Below are 268 nucleotides of genomic sequence, written 5' to 3' on the forward strand. Positions count from 1 at the left end.
TCAGGCCCTCGTCATCGATTTGTCACCACACTGTCACGAAAGGGAGCGACGTCATGCCCAAGCTGTCCCGCCGTATTCTGAGCGCGCTTGCCGCGTCGTTGTGCATGTCGTTCGCCCACGCGGCGGACCTGTCGCACTGGCCGGCGGACAGCGCGAAGGCGCTGAACGCGATGATCGCCGCCCATGCGAATCGCGGCGACTACGCGGTGTTCGACGCCGACAACACGACCTACCGCTACGACCTCGAGGAATCGCTGCTGCCGTATCT

Annotated in this window: 1 pseudogene; it reads left to right on the forward strand. The window is 64.2% G+C overall.

Annotated elements, in window-relative coordinates:
- Positions 1-53: 53 nt before the first annotated feature.
- Positions 54-268: pseudogene (locus SB751_RS31100) on the forward strand (haloacid dehalogenase-like hydrolase); the annotation flags it as partial.

It is taken from the genome of Cupriavidus sp. SIMBA_020 (assembly GCF_046535395.1).
Taxonomy (GTDB): Bacteria; Pseudomonadota; Gammaproteobacteria; order Burkholderiales; family Burkholderiaceae; genus Cupriavidus; species Cupriavidus campinensis.